We start from the raw sequence: 16,199 nt of genomic DNA on the forward strand, positions 1-16,199 counted from the left end.
GTAATTCAATTATAGCTAAAGATAAGAATAATGAATACCAACAATACACTAGGAAAACTCTATTTAATTCCAACAACAATGGGTGATTGCAACCCAATGGACGTTTTACCACAAACTATAAAAAGAGCTATCGATTTGATTGACTATTATATTGTTGAAAATGAAAAGACCGCTCGTAAATCGATCAAAGAAGTTCAACCAGAGAAAAAACAACCTGATTTAGTCCTTTTTGCACTAAATAAATATACCGAAACCAAAGAACATTTAGATTTTATCAAACCTTTATTAGAAGGTAAAAACATGGGATTAATGAGCGAAGCTGGTTGTCCGGGTGTTGCCGATCCAGGTGCTGTAATTGTCAAAATAGCACATGACAGAGGAATACAGGTGATTCCGCTAGTAGGCCCTTCATCTATATTATTGGCCATGATGGCTTCTGGAATGAACGGACAAAGCTTTACTTTTCATGGTTATTTACCTATCGAAAAAGACGAAAAGAAAGCGAGTTTTAAAGCATTAGAAAGAACTTCTTTTGAGAAAAATCAATCTCAAATTTTTATTGAAACACCATATCGTAATAATAAATTATTAGAAGACCTAATCCAAACCTTACATCCAGATACTCATTTGTGTATCGCAACAGACATCACTTTACCCACCGAATACATTAGAACAAAAAAAATATCGGCTTGGAAAAAAGAGACAATTGACTTACACAAACGTCCAACTATTTTCATTATTCATAAAATGTAAGTTTAAATAAGATGAGTAAGCTTCCCAATGTTAGACCAAGCATATTTTCGACTATGTCCCAATTGGCGTCAGAATACCACGCAATAAATCTGTCACAGGGTTTCCCTAATTTTCCAGTTGACGAAAGATTGATCGAAATCACAGCAAAGCTCACTCATAAAAATGTTCATCAATATATGCCAATGGCTGGATACCCACCCTTGTTGCAAAAAATTGCAGAACTTACAGAAAAACAATACAATAGAACCGTTGACCCTAATACTGAAATCTTGATAACGGCTGGAGCTACACAAGGAATATTCACTGCAATTCAGGCATTGATTAAAACGGGAGACGAAGTACTAGTACTTGATCCTAGTTATGATTCCTACGAACCTTCAATTTTAATGAGTAATGGAATTCCTATTCGAATTTCACTTGAAGATGACTATACTGTTAATTGGACAACTATCAAGCAAGCATGCCATTCTAAAACTAGAATGATCATCATCAACAATCCCCACAATCCCACGGGACGAATTTTTACTCAAAGTGATATTGAGGCATTAGAAGGCATTTTGGAACACTACCCAAACCTACTTTTATTGTCTGATGAAGTATATGAATACATCACTTTCGAGCAAAAACACATTTCAGCAAATAGCCGCGAAAAATTAATATCGCGATCGATCATTACTTCCTCTTTTGGCAAGTCATTTCATATTACTGGTTGGAAAATTGGCTATCTGATAGCACCCGAAAATTTGATGAACGAAATCAAAAAAGTTCATCAATTTATGGTTTTTAGTGTCAATAGTTTATCTCAAGTAGCCATTAGTGATTATTTAGATATAGTGCAATTAGACGAAATAGCTTCTTTTTATCAAAAAAAACGAGACTATTTCAAGCAATTATTAACCCCTACCCGATTGGAGTTACTACCTTGTGAAGGCACGTACTTTCAAATAGCTTCTTATGCAGCAATTTCTAACGAAAACGATGTCGATTTTTGCAAAAGACTAGCAAAAAATTTTGGAGTTGCAGCCATACCGAATTCAACATTTTATGCAGATGACACAGACCTCAAACACATCCGTTTTTGTTTTGCCAAAACAAATGAAACACTAGAAGCTGCCGCCAAAAATCTAACTTCTTTATAATTATTACACTATAGTCTAAGAAAATGTTCATAATTATTTCACTTACTATGCATGCATAGTAAGTTTAAATTCCTTATATTTACTAAAAAGCTAACCCTATGAATTTCAAAGATAAAATGTTACGTGACGATGCACTCCAAGGAAAAGTAATTGTTGTTACTGGAGGAGGAAGCGGACTAGGTAAAGCAATGACACAGTATTTCCTTGAATTGGGAGCCAAAGTAGCCATTACTTCCAGAGATTTAGACAAATTGATTACTACAGCATCAGAATTAGAAAGCGCTACTGGTGGTACCTGTTTACCCCTTCAATGTGATGTAAGGCATTACGACCAAGTAGAAGTAATGCTACAAAAGGTACTTAAAGCGTTTGGAAAAGTCGATGTATTACTAAATAATGCAGCCGGAAATTTCATTTCACCAACCGAAAGATTATCAGCGAACGCCTTTGATACCGTAATTGACATTGTTCTAAAAGGAACAAAAAACTGTACACTGGCCTTTGGAAAACATTGGATCGAAACTAAACAAGAACATTCTACTGTACTAAACATTGTAACTACTTATGCTTGGACAGGATCGGCATATGTTGTACCAAGCGCCACCGCCAAAGCAGGTGTTTTGGCAATGACACGTAGCCTAGCCGTAGAGTGGGCAAAATATGGTATTCGCACCAATGCAATTGCACCAGGTCCATTCCCTACCAAAGGAGCATGGGACCGCTTATTACCAGGTGATTTGGCAGAGAAATTTGACATGGCCAAGAAAGTGCCCTTGCAACGTGTGGGTGACCACCAAGAATTGGCAAATTTAGCTGCTTACCTTGTTTCTGACTTTTCGGCCTATATAAATGGTGAAGTTGTCGTAATCGACGGAGGTGAATGGCTGAAAGGTGCCGGTCAATTCAATCTACTTGAAGCCATTCCCGAAGAGCTTTGGGATCAACTTGAAGCCATGATTAAAGCTAAAAAATCAAAATAGTATTCAAACATTTATTCAAGATCTTTCCAGTAAGACTTATATTCAATTATAATAATCATATTTTATAAATACAGAACAGCTGCAATTGAACTACTATTGCGGCTGTTTTATTTAAAATGGTAGCTCTTCTTTGATAATTATTCTTGATTCACTTGCCCTTGCATTTTAATAAACTATAAAAATAATCTATCATCTATCATCTATATTGTAAAAAGATTTATCCGATAGCAAGTAACATAGATCATTTAAAGCAAAACTATTACATCTTTATTTTCGAACAATAAAAAAACCACCAAACGATTAGGTATCGTTGGTGGCCTTAACAATTTCTTTTACAATGAAATAAAACTATTTCACTTTGAATGTTACCTTACGTGCCAAATTATGAGCTCCTTCATTGAAAGAATTATCTTCACCTTCACTTATAACATTTAATCTTGATTCAGCAATGTTAGCTTTGATCAAGGTTTCTCTTACTGCATTAGCTCTAGCGGTAGCTAAAGTATTGTTTGAAACTTCACTTCCAACCTCATCAGCATGACCAATGATATCTATATTGGCAGATGGATTATTTCTTAAATAAGTTAAAATAAACGATGTAGCATCAGATGATTCTATATTTGAAGTCGATTTGTTTGTATCAAAAAACACAGATACATAACCACCATTAATCAAACTTTTCACAGTATCATCAATAGATCCAGTTCCACTTTCTGATTTATATTTAGCATCAAGATACTTTTCAACTTCGTCAGGAATACCATTTTTATTTTTATCGATGTTACGCCCTTGAACGTCAACCATAGCTCCTTCAACTGAATTAGGTTCAAGATCCAAATAATCCACAACACCATCTTTATCGGTGTCAACGTTCATAGCCTCAAGTTCTGAAACTCTTTTTTCTAGTTTAGAAACTGGGTTACTTACATACCAATCAGCATGTTTTGCATTTTTACCAATATAATAGGTAAGTCCGACTGTACCATTTAGAATACCACCATAACCATTGTTAGTAATTACCCCATCAAAAGTACGTAATTGCTTAGTAGTAACCATTCCACTTAAATCTCCTGTTAAAACAAAACGATCAGAAATTTTCACCTGAGCTGTAAGACCTACAATTCCAATACCTACATTATCAACTTCATTTTCGACTATACCAAGACCAATACCAGTATGTGCTAACAAACCTATGCTATTTGTCCAAGTTTCAAAATTCATGATTCGACCTAAATTAAAAATAGCCTGAATATTTAATCTATAAAATTGTGAAGAAAAATTAGGAGTACCTTTTTTTTCTTGAAAATGATTAAATCCTAAGTCTGCTTTAAGACCGAATTTATTATTAAACATATACCGAACCCCAAAATCAACAGTATAAGGCGTAATAAATCCAAATGTACTTGTTCCGAAGCGGTTCAATGGTTTATTAAATCCACCTGCTACTTCAACAGACCATTTATTGAATTGGTCGCTTTCGTTTTCTTTTTGAGTTACATTCTGCGCATTAATTGCCGTAATTGATAAGGTGGCAAGCAAAGTAATTATGATTTTTTTCATGAAATAATTGAATTAAAATTGATCTTTTTTAATAAAATTACAGCATTCAAATCATTATTTATTTTTTATCTGTTAAACTACATTATTATCAGATAAATAGCATAAAAATATTTTTTTTTTAAAATATATTTACTTATTGAACTTTTCCTATTCAACATATCATTACTTTACTAGGAATGAATCACCTTTACAATCAGATTATTTGGATATAGAGTATATTTAGTAGTGAAACTTAGTGATTATTCCCTAATCACTGTTGTTTTAGTATTGAACAATATAGTATTTTAAAGAAAATATTAATACTAAAGCGACAATTACAACTAACAAATAGAAAGGCTATAATCCAAATAGAAAGATTATTGCTAAAATAAATTTTGAACAATAAGGATACTAAGTTTAAAGTTTTACACATCATGATCCATCAGATTAATTCTTAAATTAGAATAACTTATTCTTGAGTAAGCAAAAAAAATAGTAATCGATACTTTAAGAGTTCTGCTATCAAATAACCGCTCATAATGTAAAGAAATAGTATTCCTTTAATTAATAAAAAACTGTAAAGATAGACAACACTTACAGAAAGAAGTTTATGTAAAAAACTACATATTTAAAAAGTTTACATTCACAATCAAGTAATTCTTTCAGTAAAATAACTCTCAATAAACAACTTACCAAGTACCTTATAAAACTAATTCTAGTAATTCTTAAGTAGATTTTTTTAAAGGATATTAAAGCTAGAACACTATTACATTTACCTTCTCCCTATTATATTACAACATGGATTATGAGCATGATTATAATTTCAGAAGTATAAAGCAATGCAAAAAACAATAATCCAAATCGAAGAAACATCCTATTGCGGTACAGTAGACAAAGTGATAAATATAACGAATAGCTGGAAAAATCATTAGAGTAGTATAAAATGATTACTCAAAATTAAAAAAAAATCCACCTCATAATGAGATGGACTTCTATAATAAGGAGGAACTACTAAAAACCTTAATCTAAAACTTGAACTAAAAACTAAAAACTAAAAATTTAACCTCAGTAGCTCCAACCTGTAAATCAAGTAACAACCTTTTGAATTGATACTTTATATACTTTTTTTCATCTATTAAATAACGACTTATTCATTAAATCGACTGCAAAAATACTTTATTCAAACGATTTCGTAAAATATATTGACACTTTTTTACATAAAAAAACCAACTTCAAAATTGAAATTGGTTTAAATTGATATTCAAATAGTTACTATATAATAATTCGAATAATTTCACCAGATTTATTAACCATTTCTATTCGAATACTTTGACCCTCATCTTTTTTACTCAATAATTGGGAAACAGATTCTATATTAGTGGCCTTCACATTGTCAATACTCAAAATAATATTACCTTTTAATTCAGAGGCATATTGTGCCAAATTTTCATTGTTGATAGCTTTGATTTTTACACCGTAATCTAATTTAAATTTCTTTTTGTCAGCAGCTTCAATATTCTCTAATTCTATCCCTTTAAATTCCGTCGAGAAAAACTCATTTTTACTTAATGTTACTGTTGCAGATTTAGATTTTCCATCTCTCAAATAAGTAACCACCACATTGTCATTTGGACGCTTAGTATTGATATAACCCGATAAATCAGCAAAAGTAGAGATATTTTGATTGTCTAACTTAATGATGATATCCCCTTTTTGTAAACCAGATTTCTCTGCACCTGAATTCTTGGTCACTCTGTTAATGTAAAATCCTTCTGTTTGGGAAACACCTAGTTCTTTGGATGCCATCGCATTCAGTTCACCTCCTTCAACACCGAGAATACCTCTTTGTACGTTACCGTATTCCATAATATCCTCGACAATTTTGCGAGTAACATTTGACGGAACAGCAAAAGAATAGCCGACATATGAACCAGTCGTAGACGAGATCATTGTATTGATACCAACCAAATTACCTTTTGTATCTACCAATGCTCCACCACTATTCCCTGGATTCACGGCTGCATCTGTTTGAATAAAAGATTGGATTCCATTCTCACCTAAATTTCTAGCTTTGGCAGAAATAATACCTGCAGTAACAGTAGAGGTTAAATTGTATGGATTACCAACTGCCAAAACCCACTCTCCAACTTTAACATTATCTGAATCACCAAAAGCAGTATAGGGCAATTTTTCGGTTGTTTCAATTTTTAATAATGCGATATCCATTTTGGAATCGGTCCCGATCAACTTAGCTTTATATGATTTTTTGTTATTCAATGTAATTTCGATTTCAGAGGCATCTTTAATTACATGATTATTGGTTACAATATACCCATCCTCAGAAATGATTACCCCAGAACCAGTCCCAACTTGCTCTTGCGATTGACCGCCTTGATATCCATAAAAATATTCTAACATAGGGTTGGACACTGTTCTGCGAGAAACATTTTTTACGTGCACTACAGAGTGGACCGTTTTTTCAGCAGCCTCTGTAAAATCAAGTACGCTCGAGGAGAGACCTACATTTCGGTTATAGCTTGTTGAGGCAACTGTTGTCAATGGTTTTTTATCGAAAGAAAATGGAGCATTGCTATCAAAAAATATTTTGTAAGCTCCCAAAGTAGTAGCTCCACTCATCAGTGAAACCAGAAAAAGCTGTGAAATTTTGTTCATAATTGTTACTATTATATTAATTGCACTATAAATTTAACACTAAAACAGATTATTAAAAAATAGTTTAACGCTCTTTAACGCAACTTAACTTTTCATTAATAATCATAAATAAGATTGAAATAGTACACAACATTCAAAAATTAATTGACCAAAACACCTATATAAACCAAGAACTCTTTCGATTAAAACAGCAATTCATTATCTATAATTTGTACTTTTGTATTAGATAAAAGAACAAAAAATGCTATTAGAATTTTATAAATACCAAGGAACAGGAAATGATTTTGTGATGATTGATAATCGAACAGAAACATTTCCCAAAGAAAACATAGAAATCATCGCTCACCTCTGTGACAGACGTTTCGGAATTGGCGGTGACGGACTTATTTTATTAGAAAATGATCCCAAAACAGATTTTAAAATGGTCTACTATAACTCCGATGGAAATCAAAGTACGATGTGTGGGAACGGTGGCCGATGTTTGGTTGCTTTCGCTAAAAAAATGAATGTAATTAATGATACTGCAACATTCAATGCTATTGACGGTTTACACCATGCAAGCGTGAGTCCTGAAGGAATTGTTTCTTTGCAAATGATAGATGTGAACCAAATTAAAAATACTCCTGATTATTCTTTTTTGAATACTGGATCACCTCATCATGTGCAAATGGTCGATGATTTAAAAAACTACAACATCAAAAAGTATGGCGCTGCGCTGCGCTATGGTCCTTTATATGGTAAAGAAGGAAGTAACATTAACTTTGTTACCAAAATAGACAATACGAATTTCAATTTACGTACCTACGAAAGAGGAGTTGAAGATGAAACATTGGCGTGTGGAACCGGAGCTACAGCGGTAGCCATTGCAATGAACGCCACAGGACAAACAGAAGCAACAGCTATTAATATTAACGTAGAAGGCGGAAAACTTACTGTATCATTTGATAAAAAAGACAACCTATATACTAATGTGTTTTTAATAGGTCCTGCTGAATTTGTATTTGGTGGAACAGTAAGCATCTAAAAAAATCACCCCTCTCAAATGATAACTTTAAAAGGAAAAAATATCTATCTCCGTGCCTTAGAACCCAATGATTTAGAATTTGTTTATGCCATGGAAAATGATGAAAGCATTTGGGAAGTAAGCAACACGCAAACTCCGTATAGCCGTTTCATGATTAGGCAATACCTAGAAAATGCACAACAAGATATTTATGAAGCCAAACAATTGCGTTTGGCAATTTGCCAAGATGACGATTTTCCTGCAATAGGATTAATTGACCTTTTTGAATTTGACCCTAAGAACAATAAAGCAGGAGTAGGAATCGTTATTCAAGGACTTAGCCATAGAAAACAAAATATTGGTTCAGAAGCATTAACACTTTTAATCAACTATTCCTTTCAACACCTTAACTTACATCAATTGTATGCAAATATATGTGAAGAAAACGAAGCAAGTAAAGCTCTTTTTACTAAATTTGGCTTTGAATGTATTGGCATCAAAAAAGATTGGAATCTTATAAATGGTGTTTACAAAGACGAAGGGATTTACCAATTAATAAACACGGATGTCAGCGAACTGACGTAGAAATTTAAAAACTCAGACTTTGAACTTAAAGAAAATAATCTCTATCTCCGCTATTGTCATAATCTCAGGATTAATCATATATGGCTTTATATTAGTACGACAAATTTTTGCACCAAACACTAAATTTGATCAAAACGAGGTTTATATACATATTCCTACTGATGCAAATTATCAAACCGCTCAAGCTATACTTGCTCCTTATATCGAAGACATGGAACGTTTTGAATTAGTAGCCAACAAACGTAACTATCCAGAAAATGTAAAATCAGGACGCTTTTTGTTTACCAAAGGAATGAGTAGTTATGATTTGGTTAAATCCTTACGCCGTAACATTCCCGTAAAACTAGCTTTTAATAATCAAGAAAGATTAGAAAATTTTGCAGGTAGAATAAGTTCCCAAATTGAAGCAGATAGCCTTTCATTACTAAGTACAATAAAAGATTCTGTTTTTATGAAAGAAAATGGTTTTAATGAAGAAACTGTTTTTGCTATGTTTATCCCCAATACTTACGAAATTTACTGGGATACCCCTGCTCTAAAATTTAGAGACAAGATGATCAAAGAATACCGCAAATTTTGGACTGATGATCGCGTAGCTAAAGCTAAAGCACAAGGACTAACACCCGTTGAAGCAACTATACTAGCATCTATCGTTCATAAAGAATCAGTAAAAAAAGATGAAAGACCTCGTATTGCGGGTGTTTATCTAAACCGCTTAAAAATTGGAATGCCTCTACAAGCAGACCCAACTGTTATATATGCACTTAAAAAGAAAGCAAACAATTTTGACCAAGTAATCAAAAGAGTTTTATATAATGACCTAGTAATGAGTTCGCCATATAATACCTATGTAAATGTTGGTCTGCCTCCTGGTCCTATAGCAATGCCAGACATTACTGCTATGGAAGCAGTACTAAATCCAGAAAAAAATGATTTCATTTATTTTTGTGCTAGTGTTGAACGTTTTGGATACCATGAATTTGCAGCTACTTACGCTGAGCATACTTTGAATGCCAAAAAATATTCAGAATGGATTAATAAGCAAGGGGTAAAACGATAATTTTGGATTGTAAAAAAATATACTTCTGTTTTGTTTGTATAGGGATCATTTATTCTCCCTTCTACTCACAAAACAGAATTTCTTCGTTTTTAAAACCCGCAGATACTCTAAACGTCCAAAGGAAAAATACGGTCATTTTAACAGAAGCGATAGCAATTACAAGTGCTTTGGTAGGGCTAAACCAATTATGGTATGCTGACTATCCCCGTTCGCACTTCCATTTTATAAATGACAATAAGGAATGGCTACAAATGGACAAATTGGGGCATAGCTATACTTCCTATCAAATGGGACGAATGGGAGCGGAATTACTCCAATGGAGTAGTGCTACTAAAAAACAACAACTACTTTATGGAGCAGGACTAGGATTTACCTTTCTAACTGCTGTAGAAGTGTTGGATGGATTTTCTAGCGAATGGGGAGCATCGATGGGTGATGTTATTGCCAATGCATCAGGGACTGCTTTGTATGTTTCTCAAGAACTAATTTGGAAAGAACAACGCATAATTCCAAAATTCTCCTTCCAAAAATCGATATATGCAGCAGAGCGACCAGAATCTTTAGGCCATACTTTTAGCGAGCAACTTTTAAAGGATTATAATGGGCAAACGTATTGGCTTTCTATCAATTTACACTCTTTCGCAAAAAGTAGTATACTACCCAAATGGTTCAACATAGCGATTGGATTTGGAGCAGATGGAATGCTAAGCGGTAATACCGAAAAAACTTACGTTCTAAACGACAAAATACTAGTCAGAAAAAGACAATTTTACCTCAGCTTAGACGTTGACCTAACGAAAATTGATACAGAATCGCACTTTTTGAAAACTTTTTTCTCTGTTTTCAACAGTATTAAAATCCCCGCACCCACAATAGAATTAACAGCTAACGAGTCAGTTAGGGTTCACCTTCTTCGCTTTTAACGAACTTTAACAACCTGATTTACAGTTTTATAAAAATTGTTGTATATTTGCATGCAGAAATTTTAGATAGTGACAGCATTCTAAAGAAAAACAATTTATGATAAAGAAATGGTATTTTTATACAACTTTAGCGATTATAATAGCTTTTTTAAGCTCGGGTTTTAAACCTCTTAAAATTGACTCTAATCATTGGTTTTTAATAAAAAATCCAGATGGATCTCAATACTTATATCCATCGCAAGAACAAGAAGATTACACCAATTTGAATATCCCTTTTACCGGAAATTTATTTATTGGTTTCAAAGAGGCAATCGGCTTCAAAGAATCTCAAGGAAAATACAAGAAGATTAATTCCTTAGGTTATTTAGGAAAATACCAATTTGGTGTAGAAACCCTAAAAACAATCGGAATCAATAACAGCCCAAAATTTTTACGTAGCCCCAAGATGCAAGAAAAAGCATTTGTAGCACTCTTAGCCAAAAACAAATGGTTATTACGTGATGTTATTGAAAAATATGATGGTAAAGTAATCAGCGGAATACAAATTACTGAATCGGGAATACTCGCTGCAGCACATCTAGGTGGAGCTGGATCAGTAAAGAAATTCTTTAGATATAAAGGTTCTCGTTATTTGAAGGATGCCTATGGAACATCAATTAGAAGTTACATGAAAGCTTTTGGAGGATACGACACTTCTTTTATTATTCCTGACAATAATGCAATGGTAAGCCTAAATTAGTCAGTATACGAAATAAAAAAAGGCGATGTACTCTTCTAAGATTACATCGCCTTTTTTATTCTAGATCTGTTTAACACTACCTATTTTTCTTTTAATAATGATTCTAAAATAACAATTGCCGTTTCTCCAATTGCAGTACCAGGACCAAAAATAGCTAAAACACCTGCATCAATTAAATCTTCATAATCTTGCGGTGGTATTACTCCTCCAAGAACAAGCTGCATCGTAGATTTTGCCTTAGTTCCTAAAGCATTAATAACCTGGGGTACTAAGATATTGTGACCTGCAGTCATTGACGAAATTCCCAGAACATCTACGTTGAACGCAATTGCTTGCTGAGCTACCTCGGCCGGAGATTGAAATAGCGGACTGATAAAAACTTCAAAGCCCAAATCAGCATAAGCGGTAGCTACCACTTTTGCACCGCGATCATGACCATCTTGCCCCATTTTGGCAATCATTATTCTCGGTGCTACCCCTTTCTCTACTCTAAATATTTCAACTAGATTTTTTGCTTTCTCGAAAATTGGATTCTCGCAAATATTAGCAGCATAAACCCCCGTAATGGATTTTATTTTAGCGACATAACGTCCATAAACCTTTTCTAAAGCCAAGCTAATTTCGCCCAATGTGGCTCTATTTCTTGCTGCTTCAATACTTAATTCCAAAAGGTTACCGTCCTGACTTTGTGCGCATTTAGTCAGCTTAAGCAAAGACTCCTTTACCAGATCCTCATTTCTGTTTATTTTCAAAACTGATAATTGCTCTAATTGTTGCTGCAATACTTTCTTATTATTGATATGTCTAATTAACAACTGTTCTTCTTTCTTTAATCTATATTTATTTACTCCTATAATTATTTCTTGATTGTTATCAATTTTAGCTTGCTTTCTCGCTGAAGCTTCCTCGATTCTTAATTTTGGTATTCCTGTTTCGATAGCTTTAGTCATTCCGCCCAAGGCCTCGACCTCTTCAATTAATCTCCAAGCCTTTTGAACGAGTTCGTTAGTCAAATTTTCTACGTAGTAACTTCCACCCCAAGGATCAACCGTTTTGGTAATTTTGGTTTCTTCCCTCAAGTATAACTGCGTATTTCTTGCTATTCGAGCCGAGAAATTGGTCGGTAAAGCAATGGCTTCATCCAAGGCATTGGTATGCAAAGATTGCGTTCCTCCATAAATTGCTGCAGCCGCTTCAATACAAGTTCGAGTGACATTATTAAAAGGGTCTTGTTCCGTCAAACTCCAACCACTCGTTTGGCAATGCGTGCGCAAAACCATCGACTTCGGATTTTTGGGATCAAATTGTTTCACCAATTTGGCCCACAACAAACGCGCAGCTCGTAACTTCGCAACCTCCATAAAATGATTCATTCCAATTGCCCAGAAAAAAGACAAATTGGGTGCAAAATCATCAATCTTCATACCTGTTGCCAATCCTGTTCGAATGTATTCTAGTCCATCCGCCAAAGTGTAGGCTAACTCAATATCTGCAGTCGCTCCTGCTTCTTGCATATGATAACCCGAAATAGAAATAGAGTGAAATTTCGGCATAAAATTGTGTGTATATTCAAAAATATCGGAAACAATTCTCATCGAAGCTTTAGGAGGATAAATATATGTATTACGAACCATAAACTCCTTCAAGATATCATTTTGAATTGTTCCTAACAATCGTTCTAAAGGAATTCCTTTTTCCTGCGCAGCAACTATATAGAAAGCCATAATAGGTAAAACAGCACCATTCATCGTCATAGAAACTGAAATTTCATCCAATGATATCCCGTCAAACAATCGTTTCATGTCCTCAACCGAATCAATCGCAACTCCCGCTTTCCCTACATCTGCTGATACACGCTCATGATCTGAATCATAACCTCTGTGCGTAGGCAAGTCAAATGCAATAGATAGTCCTTTTTGTCCAGCTGCTAGATTTTTTTTATAGAAATCGTTACTTTCTTCCGCGGTAGAAAATCCTGCGTACTGTCGAATAGTCCACGGCTTAGAAACATACATTGTAGTATAAGGACCGCGCAAAAAAGGTGGAAACCCTGCAGCAAAATCCAAATGTTCCAATGCAAGAACATCGTCCTTGGTATACTTTGTTTTCAAAGCAATTCCTTCCGAAGTTACAAAAGTATCGTCGGGGGAATTTGATACTAAATTCGAACTCGAAGTATCTAGGACTATATGTTGAATGTCTTTTCTTTTCATAATAGGTACAAGCTAACACTGCTATATCCAAAGGTATTCCTTTTAAAGTGGAAATCAAATTATGATATTCAAAATTCAAACTACAATAGTATGATACTTCAATTGGTACATCTATTATTTAAACACATTCCATAGAACCTGAGAATGATGTCAGAAATAGATAGAATAAACCTTTTTCTCAAATAAAAATATAACTTTGTACTTTCGACAATAAATTGAAAAGGACTGTAGAAAACCTATCAACCTCAAAAAAGAAAATTGCAAAGAATATTTAAATATCTTTTACCACTCCTTCTAACTTTTAGTTTGATAGTGGTCGACTATGCTGAAAATTCTAGGGTAAATACAACAGCATATTGTCAGGTTTACAAGATCAATTCTAGGCTTACAACTAAAGACAGCGGTGAAGAATACTACTATCAGCTGCATTCGACTACTTACAATGATTATTCAACCATTGTCAACCAGCCTTTCTATAATGATAGGTATTGCCAACAGTCGGCCCTTATTGTTCGAAAAAGAACTTTGCTTTTTCAAACCTTCAGCGCGTTTTTGGCTGAACATACTTTTTTAAATACTTTTCATTCTTCACGCAACATCAGGTCAATAGTGTACATAGCCTAATATCTCTTAAAATTTAGGAAACTATGCTCTTAGACATAGTAACTAAACTAATTACGTACATTAATTTTACACCTGCGCATGCGTACAACTGAAAAAAAACAACCTTTGGAGCAATCCAGACAATCCTTTCATTGGCTAAAAAGAAAAGCAATGATCATCATAACTGCACTAATGATTGGAATGACAAACGGTATGAATATGGGAGAAGATATCACTCTTAAAAAACAAAACCAAACAGAATTACAAGATAAAAAAGACTAATCCTATCTAATAAAAAACATCCTATTTTATCATTTTTAAGCACAGCGAAAGTTGTGCTTTTCTATTTAATCTTATATGCCTCACAGAGAAAAAACAGTAAATAAACTAGCAATAAGAGAAATAAAATAACACTAACTATAGTTGAAAAATAATTATTCTGTAGCCAAACGATCTTGATCAAGTTGATCAGACAAACGCTTTTCAATTAGGGGCGTTATCAATGTTTTGCGGGGATTTATTTTTACAAAGGGGAACAATTCAAGTTCGTTTTTCATAAGATCTTCACGACTGGCATGTTTGGTGGTTCCAATCAATGGTTCCACTTTGGTATCAAACAACTGCTGTTCTTTGTCAGCACTAATTTGGATTTTATTTTTGATTACACCTTCATTTAATAATTTTAGAAAACCACCTTTAGTCTCCATTTCCTTAAAAAGTACGAGCGCTTTATCTGCCAATTGTTGGGTCACACTTTCAATATAATAACTCCCATCAGCAGGATTATTTACTTTATCTAAGAAACTTTCTTCTTTTAAAATCAATAACTGATTGCGAGCAATTCGATCACCAAATTCATTGTCTTTATGATAAATCGAATCATACGAAAGGTTGGCAATACTATCTGCACTACCCAAAATTGCCGACATACACTCTGTCGTGGTACGCAACATATTCACATTGTAACCGTAAATAGTTTTATTTCGTTTGGATGGTGTAACAATTAAGTGACAATCCTGCTTATGATTGTACTCCTTAGCTAGAGTTTGAAATAAAATTCGAAAGGCACGTAATTTTGCAATCTCAAAAAAGTAATTGGAACCAACTGCAATTTCGAAAACAATCTTCGATTCGAATACAGGAAATCTATTAAAATATTCATTGACATGACCAAGTCCATATGCCAATTGTTGCACCATATTGGCTCCTGCATTCTGGTACAAGCTCATGTTTACACTCAAAAAAGAACTATTAGACAAAAAACCAGAAAGTTTTTCTAAACTATCAAAATTAGTTTTATCGGGAGTCGAAAACCAATTACCCTCTTTAGCTAAATGTCCTATTGGATCAATACAATAATATAAAGTTGCATTTTTATTTTGAACACTATCTTCAATATTTCTAATGATTTCGATAGAAAAAAAACTAAAACTGAAGTAAATAGTTAATCCATCTAACGGTAAACTTTGTAACAATTGAGCAAGATTCAATGCCTCATTTTGAACTGTAAAACGTAGACTTTCGGCACCACGCGCTAAAGAATCTAAGGCTCGCTCAATAGATTTATCAATGTCAAAAACAAAAATATTTTGACAAATTAAAAAACCATCACTTTGGCGGTTGCAACTATATTTTTTCACTTGATCGTCATTATGATAAAAGGGTTTCACCTTGATATCTTCAGGTGAATTCCAAATCATGTTTTCATTATAATCTGCACCATCAAGTTCAAACTGGATTTTCTGCTTCCATAATTTGGAAGTGATTGCAGTAAAATCGGTAAAGAGTGGAGTTGCCATGGTATTATGATTTCAAGTCAAAGTCATTAATTAACTCTTGAAGTATTATAAAATAGTAAGATACATAAATAAAAACAGACTACAATAATTAACAATTATTGAGGTAAGCAGTTAGTTACATATGATCTCCTTTTGACAAATATTATCTGCTTTTACCATTCTTTTGATTAAATTATTGAATATTGTGTCT

13 protein-coding genes are annotated in these 16,199 nt (G+C 33.7%); 9 read left to right on the forward strand and 4 right to left on the reverse strand.

What is annotated here, in order from left to right:
* Positions 1–30: 30 nt before the first annotated feature.
* The 3 genes from M2326_RS15075 to M2326_RS15085 all read left to right on the forward strand — a co-directional run bounded on the left by M2326_RS15075 (position 31) and on the right by M2326_RS15085 (position 2,872).
* The gene (locus tag M2326_RS15075; RefSeq protein ID WP_264620374.1) at positions 31–753 is read left to right on the forward strand and encodes an SAM-dependent methyltransferase; all 723 of its coding nucleotides are present in this window, start codon (positions 31–33) and stop codon (positions 751–753) included.
* An 11-nt stretch (positions 754–764) separates the two neighbouring features.
* On the forward strand, positions 765–1,892 hold the full coding sequence (locus M2326_RS15080) for a methionine aminotransferase (RefSeq protein ID WP_264620375.1): 1,128 nt from the start codon (positions 765–767) through the stop codon (positions 1,890–1,892).
* Between the two features lie 98 nt (positions 1,893–1,990).
* On the forward strand, positions 1,991–2,872 hold the full coding sequence (locus tag M2326_RS15085) for an SDR family oxidoreductase (protein WP_264620376.1): 882 nt from the start codon (positions 1,991–1,993) through the stop codon (positions 2,870–2,872).
* Between the two features lie 348 nt (positions 2,873–3,220).
* Here M2326_RS15085 and M2326_RS15090 read toward each other — a convergent pair whose 3' ends face one another.
* Together M2326_RS15090 and M2326_RS15095 are read right to left on the reverse strand one after the other, a co-directional pair.
* Positions 3,221–4,432, reverse strand: a complete 1,212-nt coding sequence (locus tag M2326_RS15090; RefSeq protein WP_264620377.1) for an OmpA family protein — start codon at positions 4,430–4,432, stop codon at positions 3,221–3,223.
* A 1,251-nt stretch (positions 4,433–5,683) separates the two neighbouring features.
* Entirely contained in the window at positions 5,684–7,084 is a 1,401-nt protein-coding gene (locus tag M2326_RS15095) for a Do family serine endopeptidase (RefSeq protein WP_264620378.1), read from the reverse strand.
* A gap of 241 nt (positions 7,085–7,325) precedes the next feature.
* On the opposite strand from M2326_RS15095, the gene dapF reads away from it, so the two are divergent.
* From dapF to M2326_RS15120, 5 genes are all read left to right on the forward strand, one after another.
* Positions 7,326–8,108 (forward strand): diaminopimelate epimerase, encoded by a 783-nt coding sequence (gene dapF / locus M2326_RS15100; protein WP_264620379.1) that lies wholly within the window; start codon positions 7,326–7,328, stop codon positions 8,106–8,108.
* Between the two features lie 18 nt (positions 8,109–8,126).
* Entirely contained in the window at positions 8,127–8,672 is a 546-nt protein-coding gene (locus M2326_RS15105) for a GNAT family N-acetyltransferase (protein WP_264620380.1), read from the forward strand.
* Between the two features lie 19 nt (positions 8,673–8,691).
* Positions 8,692–9,732: an endolytic transglycosylase MltG gene (gene mltG, locus M2326_RS15110; RefSeq protein ID WP_264620381.1), complete on the forward strand. Its 1,041-nt coding sequence runs from the start codon at positions 8,692–8,694 to the stop codon at positions 9,730–9,732.
* 2 nt (positions 9,733–9,734) lie between these two features.
* A complete protein-coding gene (locus M2326_RS15115) occupies positions 9,735–10,655 on the forward strand; it encodes a YfiM family protein (RefSeq protein ID WP_264620382.1) in 921 nt (306 codons plus the stop codon).
* Positions 10,656–10,752: 97 nt separating this feature from the next.
* Positions 10,753–11,394, forward strand: a complete 642-nt coding sequence (locus tag M2326_RS15120) for a peptidoglycan-binding protein LysM (protein WP_264620383.1) — start codon at positions 10,753–10,755, stop codon at positions 11,392–11,394.
* Between the two features lie 80 nt (positions 11,395–11,474).
* Here the strand turns inward: M2326_RS15120 and scpA are convergent, their stop codons facing one another.
* Positions 11,475–13,607: a methylmalonyl-CoA mutase gene (gene scpA, locus M2326_RS15125; RefSeq protein ID WP_264620384.1), complete on the reverse strand. Its 2,133-nt coding sequence runs from the start codon at positions 13,605–13,607 to the stop codon at positions 11,475–11,477.
* A gap of 702 nt (positions 13,608–14,309) precedes the next feature.
* On the opposite strand from scpA, the gene M2326_RS15130 reads away from it, so the two are divergent.
* Complete coding sequence (locus M2326_RS15130; protein ID WP_264620385.1) at positions 14,310–14,492, forward strand: hypothetical protein; 183 nt, start codon at positions 14,310–14,312, stop codon at positions 14,490–14,492.
* Between the two features lie 152 nt (positions 14,493–14,644).
* On the opposite strand, the gene M2326_RS15135 is transcribed toward M2326_RS15130, so the two are convergent.
* On the reverse strand, positions 14,645–16,009 hold the full coding sequence (locus M2326_RS15135) for a methylmalonyl-CoA mutase subunit beta (protein ID WP_264620386.1): 1,365 nt from the start codon (positions 16,007–16,009) through the stop codon (positions 14,645–14,647).
* Between the last annotated feature and the right edge of the window lie 190 nt (positions 16,010–16,199).

This window comes from Flavobacterium psychraerolatum (assembly GCF_025960985.1).
Lineage (GTDB): Bacteria > Bacteroidota > Bacteroidia > Flavobacteriales > Flavobacteriaceae > Flavobacterium.

Bases quoted from the DNA above. Each gene is read 5' to 3' on its own strand.
- M2326_RS15075 (WP_264620374.1), top strand. From the start codon at position 31: ATGAATACCAACAATACACTAGGAAAACTCTATTTAATTCCAACAACA.
- M2326_RS15080 (WP_264620375.1), top strand. From the start codon at position 765: ATGAGTAAGCTTCCCAATGTTAGACCAAGCATATTTTCGACTATGTCC.
- M2326_RS15085 (WP_264620376.1), top strand. From the start codon at position 1,991: ATGAATTTCAAAGATAAAATGTTACGTGACGATGCACTCCAAGGAAAA.
- M2326_RS15090 (WP_264620377.1), bottom strand. From the start codon at position 4,432: ATGAAAAAAATCATAATTACTTTGCTTGCCACCTTATCAATTACGGCA.
- M2326_RS15095 (WP_264620378.1), bottom strand. From the start codon at position 7,084: ATGAACAAAATTTCACAGCTTTTTCTGGTTTCACTGATGAGTGGAGCT.
- dapF (WP_264620379.1), top strand. From the start codon at position 7,326: ATGCTATTAGAATTTTATAAATACCAAGGAACAGGAAATGATTTTGTG.
- M2326_RS15105 (WP_264620380.1), top strand. From the start codon at position 8,127: ATGATAACTTTAAAAGGAAAAAATATCTATCTCCGTGCCTTAGAACCC.
- M2326_RS15120 (WP_264620383.1), top strand. From the start codon at position 10,753: ATGATAAAGAAATGGTATTTTTATACAACTTTAGCGATTATAATAGCT.
- scpA (WP_264620384.1), bottom strand. From the start codon at position 13,607: ATGAAAAGAAAAGACATTCAACATATAGTCCTAGATACTTCGAGTTCG.
- M2326_RS15130 (WP_264620385.1), top strand. From the start codon at position 14,310: ATGCGTACAACTGAAAAAAAACAACCTTTGGAGCAATCCAGACAATCC.
- M2326_RS15135 (WP_264620386.1), bottom strand. From the start codon at position 16,009: ATGGCAACTCCACTCTTTACCGATTTTACTGCAATCACTTCCAAATTA.